The organism is Micromonospora sp. RL09-050-HVF-A (assembly GCF_019374995.1).
In the GTDB taxonomy this organism is placed as follows: Bacteria; Actinomycetota; Actinomycetes; order Mycobacteriales; family Micromonosporaceae; genus Micromonospora; species Micromonospora antibiotica.
On the sequence record NZ_JAGKQP010000002.1, the window covers coordinates 1,383,288 to 1,394,541 of the forward strand.

Annotated in this window: 8 protein-coding genes and 1 pseudogene; 8 read left to right on the plus strand and 1 reads right to left on the minus strand. The window is 72.7% G+C overall.

Annotated elements, in window-relative coordinates; all coding sequences use genetic code 11:
• The first annotated feature begins 3 nt into the window (after window positions 1-3).
• The 5 genes and pseudogenes from J7462_RS06450 (at window position 4) to J7462_RS06470 (ending at window position 5,611) form a co-directional block, all read left to right on the plus strand.
• On the plus strand, window positions 4-573 hold the full coding sequence (locus tag J7462_RS06450; RefSeq protein ID WP_219462643.1) for a DUF5987 family protein: 570 nt from the start codon (window positions 4-6) through the stop codon (window positions 571-573).
• Window positions 570-2,207 carry an FAD-dependent oxidoreductase gene (locus tag J7462_RS06455; protein ID WP_219462644.1) on the plus strand — a complete coding sequence of 546 codons (1,638 nt, stop codon included), beginning with the start codon at window positions 570-572 and terminating at the stop codon, window positions 2,205-2,207. The genes J7462_RS06450 and J7462_RS06455 overlap by 4 nt, the downstream gene beginning before the upstream one ends.
• A gap of 60 nt (window positions 2,208-2,267) precedes the next feature.
• A complete protein-coding gene (locus tag J7462_RS06460; protein WP_308290783.1) occupies window positions 2,268-3,338 on the plus strand; it encodes a carboxymuconolactone decarboxylase family protein in 1,071 nt (356 codons plus the stop codon).
• Window positions 3,339-3,543: 205 nt separating this feature from the next.
• Window positions 3,544-3,828: pseudogene (locus J7462_RS06465) on the plus strand (IS5/IS1182 family transposase); the annotation flags it as partial.
• A gap of 502 nt (window positions 3,829-4,330) precedes the next feature.
• The gene (locus J7462_RS06470) at window positions 4,331-5,611 is read left to right on the plus strand and encodes an RCC1 domain-containing protein (RefSeq protein ID WP_374197567.1); all 1,281 of its coding nucleotides are present in this window, start codon (window positions 4,331-4,333) and stop codon (window positions 5,609-5,611) included.
• A 233-nt stretch (window positions 5,612-5,844) separates the two neighbouring features.
• Here J7462_RS06470 and J7462_RS06475 read toward each other — a convergent pair whose 3' ends face one another.
• Window positions 5,845-7,521 (minus strand): NAD(P)/FAD-dependent oxidoreductase, encoded by a 1,677-nt coding sequence (locus J7462_RS06475; RefSeq protein WP_255597610.1) that lies wholly within the window; start codon window positions 7,519-7,521, stop codon window positions 5,845-5,847.
• A 370-nt stretch (window positions 7,522-7,891) separates the two neighbouring features.
• On the opposite strand from J7462_RS06475, the gene J7462_RS06480 reads away from it, so the two are divergent.
• From J7462_RS06480 to J7462_RS06490, 3 genes are all read left to right on the plus strand, one after another.
• A complete protein-coding gene (locus tag J7462_RS06480; protein ID WP_204960481.1) occupies window positions 7,892-8,071 on the plus strand; it encodes a hypothetical protein in 180 nt (59 codons plus the stop codon).
• A gap of 100 nt (window positions 8,072-8,171) precedes the next feature.
• Window positions 8,172-10,172 (plus strand): acyltransferase, encoded by a 2,001-nt coding sequence (locus J7462_RS06485; protein ID WP_219462650.1) that lies wholly within the window; start codon window positions 8,172-8,174, stop codon window positions 10,170-10,172.
• A 110-nt stretch (window positions 10,173-10,282) separates the two neighbouring features.
• Window positions 10,283-11,209, plus strand: a complete 927-nt coding sequence (locus tag J7462_RS06490) for an alpha/beta fold hydrolase (RefSeq protein ID WP_219462652.1) — start codon at window positions 10,283-10,285, stop codon at window positions 11,207-11,209.
• Window positions 11,210-11,254 lie beyond the last annotated feature (45 nt).

The following is an 11,254-nucleotide window of genomic DNA, read 5'->3' on the forward strand; positions in this document are numbered from 1 at the left end:
GCCGTGCAGTCCAGTACCACCGACGCAGACAACTCGCGGACTATGACCATCGAGGCCTTTGCCGACACCATTGTTCCGGGCGAGAAGAGAAGCCCGGACGACCAGGCCGTGGCCGGCGCCGCCCCCGGTGGCGGTGCGGTCGCCGCCGGGGCGGTGGAGCTGCTGGAGTTGCCGGCCGGCGGCCTGGCCGACTCGCTCGACGGGCTGGCCCTCACCCTCGACATGCACGCCGGCGAGTACGCCGCCGAGCAGGGGATCGCCCTGGACCCGGCGCTGCCGGCGTTCGTGGCCCTGCCGTTCGCACACCGCACCGAGCTGGTCCGCCGGCTGACCGACCCGGAGCACCCGGAGAAGCAGATGTGGGTGGGCCTGGCGCTGTTCAGCAACATGGCCTTCGACAGCGCGGCGCACCTACCGACCGTGGCGGCGCTCGCCGACGGGCACCCCGGCCTGCTGCACATCGGCTACCACCGGCCGGACGCCGACGGGTTGTGGCGCTACCCGAACTACTCCTACGGCCGTCCCCTGGCCCCCCTGCACCCCGACACCACCCCCACCGGGAGCCCGGCATGAGCAGCACCGAGAAGACCGACGTCCTGATCATCGGCAGTGGTTTCGGTGGCGCGATCACCGCCTACCACCTGGCCGCCGGGGGCGCGAAGGTGGTGATCCTGGAGCGCGGGCCGTGGCTGTCCGGTCAGGACTTCGACCACGACTTCGAGCTGGGTTCGTCGTACACCCGGGCGTTCGACTTCGTCGTCGGGGACGGGATGAGCGTGCTCAGCGGCAACTGCGTGGGCGGCGGCAGCGTCGTCTACTTCGCCACCATGCCCCGGGCGCCCCGGTTCGTCTTCGAACGCCAGGGCTCGATCGGCCGGCGGATGTGGCCGGCCGCGATCAACCGGGACACCCTGGACCCGTGGTACGACCGGGTGGTCGAGGCCCTGCCGGTCACCGGCCAGAGCTGGGACCAGGTGCCGTACCCCGGCGGGCTGTGGGCGGCGGCCTGCGCCCACGCGGGTCGCACCGCCAACCCGGTGCCGTCGGCGATCGACCTGGACAAGTGCACCAACTGCAACTGGATGATGGCCGGCTGCCGGTTCGACGCCAAACGGTCGCTGCTGCTGAACTACCTACCGGCGGCGCTGGCCCACGGGGCGACGATCCGGCCGCTGCACGAGGTGCAGCACCTGTCGCGCACCGACGACGGCGGCTACCGGGTGCACTACCGGGTCGTCGACGACGAGGACTACCGCGTCCTGCACGACGCCGGCACCATCGACGCGAAGATCGTCATCGTCGCGGCCGGCGCCGGGGCGACCCCGGTCATCCTGCAACGCTCCGAGCCGACGCTGGGCAAGATGCCGTCGGCGGTCGGCCGCTACTTCTCCGGCAACGGGGAACGGCTCAACACCGCCGTGTTCGACGAGGACCGGGTCCGTGAGGTACTGGGCCTGGACCGGGGCGACGGGGTCGCCTACGAGGCGTACCAGATCGGCCGGGGGCCGACGGTGGCCAGCTGGGACAAGCTCGACGCCAGCCTGCCCGAGTACGAGCGGTACTCGTTGGAGCAGCTCTACTTCCCGCCCGGCCTGGGCACCATCCTCGCCCAGGTGCCCGACGCGACCGGCCCGAGCTGGTTCGGGGTGGAGAAGAAGGAGCTGATGCGGCACTTCAAGTCGTGGCTGACCGTCTTCACCATGTCCGAGGACGACAACGAGGGCGTGTTCGGGCCGCCGCCGGAGACCGGCAACGCGCACCGCTTCTCCCAGCAGATGCTGGGGCACGGCCCGCTGCGCTACCAGCCCACCGCCAACACGTGGCGGGGCTGGAACCTGTCCGACGCCGACGTCAAGGACATCGTCGAACGCGACGGCCTGGCGAAGGTGATGCCGTGGACCAACGACCTGGTGGGCGCGTACACCGTGCACCCGCTGGCGTCGTGCCGCATCGGTGACGACCCGGCGACGTCGGCCCTGGACGACCGGCACGAACTGCGCGGGCACCCGGGCATCTTCGTCACCGACGGGTCTGCGGTGCCCGGCGCCCTCACCGTCAACCCGGCCCTGACGATCAGCGCGCTGGCCGAACGGGCCGTCCCCGGCATCGTCCGGGCCGCCCGGGAACGTGGGGTCGCGGTCACCTACGGCGCTCCCGCGCCGGACGGCGCGACCGCCGGCCGCCGCGCCGTGCTCCAGGCCCGCTGACCCGACCACGGTCCCCCGGCATCCGGCCGGGGGACCGCCCCGACCTGGAAGGGGATGACCGTGGCGACCCTGTTGGCCCGCGCCACCCGGCGCACCGTGCTCGCCCACGTCCGGCACGTCCGCCCGGTCGCCCCCCATCGGGCGGACGGCCTCGTCGCCCAGGTGTACGGGCAGGTCGAGCGGGACTTCGGCATGTTGGCGCCACCGGTGGCGCTGCACTCCCCCGCCCCGGAGGTGCTGGCGGCGAGCTGGACGATGCTGCGGGAGACCCTGGTGGCCACCGGTCCGGCCGGCCGGCCGGCGAAGGAGGCGGTGGCGGCGGCGGTCTCCGCGGCGAACCGCTGCCCGTACTGCGTCGACGTGCACGGGGCGGCCCTGGTCGGGCTGCTGCCCGGTGGCGGCGGGGCCGGCCCGGCGGTGGCGGGGCTCGACGACGGGCCGTGGGGGCCGTTGGCCCGTTGGGCCCGGCGGCCGTCCCCGCACGGCCCGGCCGGGCCGCCGCCGGCACCCCCGGACCAGCTGCCGGAGCTGGTCGGCGTGGCGGTGGTCTTCCACTACCTGAACCGGATGGTCAACGTGTTCCTGCGGGACTCCCCGCTGCCCGAGACCCCGTCGGTGGCCCGGGGTGTCGTGCAGCGGACGGCGGCCCGGGTGATGGGGGCGCTGGCCCGCCGGCCCTGCCCGCCGGGGGCGGCGGTGGCGTTGCTCCCGGCCGCCCCACGCCCGGCCGACCTGGTCTGGGCCGGTCCGACGGTGCTCGCCGAGGCGCTGGCCCGTGGTTACGCCGCGATCGAGGACGGCGGCCGGCAGGTCGTCCCCGCCGGGGTACGGGAGCTGGTCGCCGCCCGCTGCGCCGACCCGAAGGACGGTCCGACCGGCATCAGCGCCCGCCCCTGGGTGGAGGACGTCGTCGCCGGTCTGTCCCCGGTGGAGCGCCCGGCGGGACGACTCGCCCTGCTCACCGCGTTCGCCTCCTATCAGGTCACCGACGCCGTGGTGGCGGACTTCCGGGCGCACCACCCCGGCGACGACGCCCTGGTGACGCTCACCGCCTGGGCGGCCCTGACCGCGGCCCGCCGCTACGGCCCGGCACTGGCCGGTGTCCCGGACGTGCCGGACCCGACCAGCTGACCCCAGCCCTCGCCCAAGCCCTCGGTGCCCCGGCTTCGACCCGCACATCTGCCCCGGCTCCGACCCCCGGCACCTGATCCTCCGGCCCTGGCTCCGGCCCGGCCCCGGCTTTGGCCCTGGCTCCGGCCCGGCCCTGGCCCTGGCTCCGGCCCCGGCTCAGGACAGCTGTCGACCAAGACTCGAAGCCCCGACCGGGGGTCTCGCCATGCTGGCCTACCCCGCCGCGATTCCGTTGTCCAGCCGCGCCCTGAACTACCTGGCCGAACGGATCCGCGGCCACCGTAGACAGCGCCGATCCCGGCGGCGGCGCCTTGAGCCGGGCCGGCAGGCGCTGCTGGCTCTGGCCCATCTGCGTAACGGTGACACCTCCACCGACTCGCGGCCGGCTTCGAGGCCCTACTACAGCGGCAAGCACAAACGCCACGGCGTGAACGTGCAGGTCATCGCGGACGCCGCCGGCCGACTCGTGTGGGCAAGCCGTCCTCGTCCTGCACCACGTCGAAACCAACCGCTACGCAGGATGAAATGGCTCGATACGCGCGACGCACGCGCCGTGGTCGACTTCGCGCACCGGCGAGTCCCGCCTACTTGTGAGTACTTAACTCGTTCAGGAAGCCTATTCGCTGATCATGCTGCCTTGACTTATATTTCCATCAAACCCGGGCAGCGCCCCCGGGTCGACAAGCTGAATCTCGGTCGCGTTCCCTCGACTCGCACCGTTGTCGCTCCCGGCCTCTTTCGGACCTCGGGAAGAGCGTAGACCTTCTCTGTCGCACGGCTGACCGGCTCTTGCGATCGGACTGCATCGAATCCAAAAGCTGCCTCGGGAAGGAGAGCAGATGGGCACAGGAAATGATTTTCATCCTACGCCAGCCGCAACGTCCGCCCATCGCCGGCGGTCGGAATTCCTCGCCACGGTGGTGGCGCTGGCCGTGGTCCTGATGATCGGTGATGCTCTCGGCGCAACGGCCGGCCGTGCAGTCGCCTTCGCGATGCCACCCAACCCCGGGACGCAACAGGTTCCAGCGAAACTCGGCGGCGTGAGAGCCATCGCCGCCGGCGACGCGCACAGCATCGCCCTGCTCTCGGACGGCACCGTCGTCACCTGGGGCGAGAACTTTTTCGGGCAGCTTGGCGACGGCACCAACGCCCGCCGCACCACTGCGGTACGAGTGTGCGCCGTCGGCCAGAGCGCCCCCTGCGCCAGGTTCCTCACCGGCGTGATCGCTATCGCCGCCAACCGGAACGACAACCTCGCCTTGCTCAGGGACCGCACGGTCGTCGCCTGGGGCCACAACAGTTCTGGGCAGCTTGGCGACGGCACCTGGACCAACCGCACCACTCCGGTACGGGTATGTGCGGTGGGGCAGGTCGCACCCTGTGGCAAGTTCCTGAGCGGAGTCAGATCCATCGCGGCCGGCTGGACCCACACTCTGGCCGTGGTGGAGAACGGGTCGGCCGTCGCCTGGGGCTGGAACGGACAAGGCCAGCTCGGTGACGGCACCACCGCCACCCGCCTCACTCCGGTACGAGTGTGCGCGGTGGGGCAGGTCGCACCCTGTGGCAAGTTCCTGAGCGGAGTCAGATCCATCGCGGCCGGCTGGGGTCACAGCCTGGCGGTGGTGGGTAACGCCCTGGCCGTGGCCTGGGGTCGGAACTACGAAGGTCAGCTTGGTGACGGCACCACCGTCGGCCGCACCACCCCGGTACGGGTATGCGCGGTGGGACAGGTCGCGCCCTGCGATCAATTTCTGTACGCGGTGAAAGCCATAGCAGGTGGCGAACTTCATAGCATGTCGCTGCGGGGTGACGGTGGCCCTGTCGGTTGGGGCGCGAACTATGTCAATCAGCTTGGTGACGGCACCGTCGTCAACCGGGCCATTCCCGTGCGGGTGTGTGCGATGGGAGAGATCGCCCCCTGCCACCGCTTCCTGTACGGAATCCGGCACATCACGGTCGGCGCGTCGCACAGCATGGCGCAGCTGAGTAGCGGTGGCGTCCTGGGCTGGGGGTTCAACGGTTATGGCCAACTCGGCAACGGCACATGGGACACCCGTTTGCAGGCCACCCGGGTCTGCGCTGTGGGGGAGGCTGCTCCCTGCGACCGGTTCCTGAGCGGGATCAGATCCATCGCGGCTGGCACAGCCCATAGTCTGGCTCTACAGCCTGACTATACGGTGGCCGCCTGGGGTTACAACGCCCAACGCCAACTCGGTGACGGCACCACAACATGGCGTCCCACCCCTGTGCAGGTCCTCGCACCCCAAACCTAGTGCCGCATCGATGACGCCCAGGCATGACACCTTCCCGGCACACCACGCCCTCCCGGCACACCGGCTGGCCGGCTCGCCTGGCCCGCCTTGCGGCACTCGTCGTCGTCCTGGGTCTCGGCGGGCAGCTCAAGCGGCGATCCGGTCCTACGCAGCTCGGCGGCGGTCGGGGTGGGCGGGCAGGGCGCAGCCGGAGCCGGTTCCCGCGCCGGCTCCGGCTGCTGTCCCTGGGCCGGTCAGGACCCCGACCGTTGCCCGGCGTCCACCGGGCCGTCCTCCACCCCGGTCGCCGACGGGGCCGACGGCGGCGTCGACGCGGCACCCGTCGAGGGCACCGGGGCAGCCGCAGGTGACGGGACCGGCATGGACGGGCCACCCGACGGAGGCGACAGCACCGGCTTGGGTGAGGAATCCGGCGCGGCCGACAGGACCGGCGCGGGCGAGAGACCCGGTGCGGGCGCCGGTGCGGGTGGCGGGACAGGGGAGGTGGCCGGCATGTCCCGGGCCAGGCGGAGCACCCGCACCAGCAGCGGCAGCCGCCACAGTGTGCGCGGCGGGTCGACCAGCCCGGCGACCCGCATGTACGCCCGGGTGACCTCCGGGTCCTTGGTCATCGCGTACTGGAGGCGGACCAGATAGGCGTTGTGCAGCCGGATCGGCAGCGACCGCGGCCCCACCCCGGGGAAGTCCAGGTCGGTGCGGGTGGACAGCTGCCACGGGTGGCGCATCAGCCGTGCCACGTCCCGCAGGTAGGAACGGCCGTCGGCGGCCGGTTGCCGGTCGAGGAACCGGCGCAGCGCGGTCACCTGCATCGCTGCCGCGGTCATCCCCTGGCCGTAGACCGGGTTGAAGCTGCACACCGCGTCGCCGAGCACGGCCAGCCCGGCGGGGAACCGGGACAGCCGCTCGTAGTGCCGCCAGACGCTGGCCGGGAAGGTGAACGACACCGCGTCGCCGGTCGGGTCGGCGTCGCGGACCGCCTGGTGGATGTCGGCCACCGGCAGGGTCCGGACGTACTCCTCGAAGCCCGTCGGGTCGGTCGGCGGGTGGTCGCCGAGGATGCCGGTGAGGCTGAGCCGGAAGTCGCCGGTGGCGGTCTGCCCGAAGAACGCCCCCCGGGGGTGCTCGGGAGAGGCCACCGGGTTGATCGCCACCGGCCCGTCGAAGGTGCCGGGCCGTCTGCGGTAGGTGCGGGTGGTGTACGCCAGCCCGATCGTCATCCGCTCCTCGACCGGCCGTTCGTAGCCCAGCTCGGTCAGCCAGACGGGCAGCCGGGACCCCCGGCCCGTGGCGTCGACCACCAGGTCGGCGTCGAGGCGTTCCTCGGGGCTGCCCGGGGTGCGTTCCTGGATGCGGATTCCGGTGACCCGGCCCCGGTCCCCGGTGGCCACCAGCCCCAGCACGTCGGTGTGCTGCCGGTAGGTCACGTTGGGCAGCCCGGCCACCCGGGAGCGCAGGTAGTTCTCCAGCACCGGCCGGTTACCGGCGACGGAGAGCAGCCCGGTCTCGGTACGGGCGATCGGGCGGGCGTTGAAGTACCAGCGCATCAGCCCGAAGTCGCGTACCGGCAGGCCCAACTCCTTGGCGTCGTCGAGCAGGCCGGGGAAGAGGTCGGACAGGATCAGGTAGCCCCGGGCGTGCAGCCCGTGCGCGTGCACGGCGTGCGACGCGCCCTTGCGCATGCCGGTGACCCCGAGCACCTCGTCGCGGTCCACGACGACGACCTCGCGGTACCAGTCGGACAGCACCCGGGCGGCCAGCGTGCCGGCGATGCTGCCGCCGGCCACCACCGCCCGGTCGCCCAGGATGCGTGGCGTCACCGGGGCCGACGGCCGACCGCCGAAGACGGCGCGTAGCCGGTCGGTCACCCCACCGCTTCGCGCGGTACTGCTCGCTGCGACGTGGTCGCCCATCTGCGGTGCCTCCCTGAACTCGGTCGGCGGCCCACGCGGGGCGGGGACGGGAAGCGCCCCGCCGCGCACACCGCCGGGCGTGCGGCTCGCCAGGTGTGCTGCCCATGGAAGCAGAGGACGCGGGTGCCGCACGTCCTCGAACGTGCCCAATGCGGACGGTCACCGGTGCTGCGGCGGCCCCGCCGGTCGGCACGGCGCGGGCCGGCCGGCGGGGTCGACCCGCCGGGGCTGAGCACGCTCGGAGATGACCCCCCACCTCGGCGGTTCCATCCTCGAACCGGGTACGACGGGTGCCGCCGACAGTCGCGGCCCCGGCGGCGCGGTACCGGCACCGGCACCGCGCGGACGGCCGAGACGAGGAGGCGGACACGTGCCGCAGGTGACCGAGAACGAGGACGGGACCACGACCTTCAGCATCAACTCCGCCGAGCTGCGCCGGCTGCGGGACCTGGTCCTCGACCGGGTGCCCGAGCTGAAGCGGGCGGTGGAGCTGGCGGAGAGCCCCGAGGTGCGCACGACGCTGCGGTTCGTGCGGTCCGTCATCCGCTGACCTCCGGCCCGCAGGACGCCGGCGACGACCATCCCGCGTGCCGTGGGTCCCGGCCGGCTTCCGGTCGGCGCACCGCCGGCCGGACCGAAAGGACGAGTAGATGAGCGTGACGACCAGGGACGGCGGGGCCTCGGCCACCGCGGGCAGGGCGGGCGGTGACCGGGACCCGTCGATCTTCGGCATCCGCGGGTTGGCGGCGTTGGCACTGCTGACGGTGCACGTGGCGATGTTCTCCGGGCTGTTGGGCACCAAGGCGCTGGGTACGCCCCGACCACCGAGCAACTTCCTCGGCGCGTTCTTCGTCAGCGGGCTGCCCTCGTTCATCGGGGTGTTCTTCGTCCTGCCCGCGCTCTACCTCTACCTGCCGCTGGCGCGGGCGATCATCGCGGGCCGGCCGCGTCCGCCGCAGGGCGCGACGATGGTCCGCCGGCTGATGCGGCTGCTGCCGGCGTACTACCTGATGTACCTGGTGGTGCTGGTGGCGTTGAACCGGGACGCCATCGACGGCCCCTGGTACGTGCTGCGCCCGCTGCTGCTGTTGCAGATCTACTCGCCGAGCCCGTTCGCGCCGCACTTCATCAACGGGATGGAGGTCAGCTGGACGGTGCCGAGCATGGTGCAGTGGTACCTGGCGCTGCCGCTGATCGCCTGGGCGAGCCACCGCTTCGCCGCCCGGGGGGCGACCCCGGTGGCGCGGGCGCGACGGCTGCTGCTGCCGGTGCCGGTGCTGATCGCCATCGGTGTCGGTTGGCTCTTCTTCGTCAAGGGCAACGGCTGGGACAACCGGATGGTGTTCTGGTGGCCGCAGGGGTTCGCGCCGACCATCGGCATCGGCCTCGGCTTGGCCGTGCTGCTGGCGTTGTCGCAGGTGTCGCCCGGGGACACCCCCCGGCTGCTGCGGTTCGCCGCGCTGCGCCCGGGGCTGTTCTGGGTCGCCGCGATCGCGGTCTACCTGGTCAACTGCGCCCGCCCGTTCAGTGTGATCGGGATGGACGCGATCTACTCGACCAGTGGCCTGTTCATGACGTACCTGATGGTGGCCCTGTTCGGGTTGTTCGCGTCGCTGCCGCTGGTGTCGCCGGGCGCGGCCCGGACCCGGATGGTGGACGCGGTGCTGACCGCCCGCCCGGTGGTCCATCTCGGCAAGGTCTCCTACGGCGTCTACCTGTGGCACTTCGCGGTGATGCACTTCTACCTCCAGCCGGGGGCGGTGTTCAGCGGCGCCGTCCGCCCGATCCGCGAGCTGTACGGCACGGCCGGGTTCTGGGAGTTGGAGACGGTGACCCTGCTCGGTGCGGTGCTGCTGGCCACGCTCAGCCACCGGCTGTTCGAGCAGCCGCTGGCCGCCCTGGTGGACGCCGCGCTGGCCCGGCGACGGCGGTCGACGCCGCGACCACCGGCGCTGCTGCGGGCTCCGCTGCTGGCGGCCGCCACCGTCGACGTGCTGTCCCCGCCACAGGCCGGGGCGGCGGTGGCGGCGGCGGTCACCGACCGGGACGCCATCCAGGCCAATCTGGTGGACCTGGAACGGCACCTGGACCGGCATCTGCTGGCCGCCGCCGAGCTGACCGGGGAGTCGGCCCGCCGGTGGGCCGCCGCGCGGGCGGATCTGGCGCAGTTGTGGACCGTCTACCACGCCTACTCGGCGGTGGTCGACGAGGTGGTCGGGCCGTTCGCCGGCCCCGGCCAGCCTTCGGGGGCGGAGCTGGCCCGGGTCAGTGCCCTGCTCGACCAGGCGTCGGTGGTGGTCACCGGCCCGCCTCCGCCGCTGGCGCGGCGGCGGATCACCGACGACGGCCGGGTGGAGTTGACGGTCGCGGCGGCGGTGGCCCGGATGGACGAGCTGTTCCGGGGTATCGCCGAGGTGGTGACGGCGGCGGAGGCGGTGTGGGAGACGGCCGGGGCGCGGTTGGACCGGATCGACGCGGCCCTGGCCCACCGGGCCACCGGGGACGGGACGGACCCGGAGCCGACGGTGCAGCGGGCCGGGCGGCTGCGGGCGGCGGTACGGACGGACCCGTTGGCCCGCTGGCGGGACGGGACCGTGGTCACCGACGACCTCGACGAGTTGCTCCGCTCGTTGGAACATCTCGTGGCATAGCCGGCGTTTTACGCGGTTTGCTCAGGCGGCGGGGCGGATAATCATCCCGCACGGTGACCGGCGGTGGTCGCGGAATTCCCGCGCGTGGTCCGAGGCATGAGGAGACCGTCTTGAGTACACATCGGACCGTTGGCGACGAGGACCTGTTGGCGGGGACGGAACGACACGTCCCCGCCAACGGCGTGCGGCTCTGCGTGGGCACCTTCGGCTCGCCGGAGCACCCGGCCCTGCTGCTGGTCAGCGGGGCGTCCAACTCGATGGACTGGTGGGCCGACGGGCTGTGCCGGCGCCTCGCCGACGGCGGCCGGTACGTGGTGCGCTACGACCACCGCGACACCGGCCGGTCCACCGGCTGGCCGGCCGGCTCCCCCGACTACCACTTCGACGACCTGGTCGCCGACGCCGCCGCCCTGGTGGAGCAGCTCGACCTGGGGGCCGCCCACGTGTGGGGCATCTCGATGGGCGGCGCGATCGCGCAGCGGCTGGCCGTGGAGCATCCACAGCGGGTCGCCTCGCTGACGTTGAGTTCGACCAGTCCCGCCCTGCGGATCGGCGAGCGCCCCTACAACGACCTGCCGCCGATGTCGAAGTCGCTGATGGCCAGCTTCGGCGAGTCCCGCCCCGACCCGGACTGGGCCGACCCGGACTCCGTCGTGGAGCACATCGCCACCGGTCAGCGACCGTTGACCGGCAGCGTCGCGCTGGCCGGGGCGGAGCTTCGGGAACTCGTGGCGCGGGCGGTGGCGCGGACCGTCGACATCCGGGCCAGCCTGGCCAACCACTGGTCGATCGACGGCGGGGCGGAGTACCGCGACGCGCTGGGCGGGATCACCGTACCGGCCCTGGTGGTGCACGGCACCGAGGACCCGCTCTTCCCGTACGGGCACGGGCAGGCGCTGGCCGACGAACTCCCGGTCGCCCGGCTGCTGCCGCTGCCCGGGGTGGGGCACCAGATGCCGCCCCGGGCGACGTGGGACACGCTCGTGCCGGCAGTCCTGGCGCACACCGGTGGCGGCCCCGGGAAACCCACCGGGTGAGCACGTCTGCGGAAGACAACCGCGCCTCCGCTCTGCCAGCGTGGA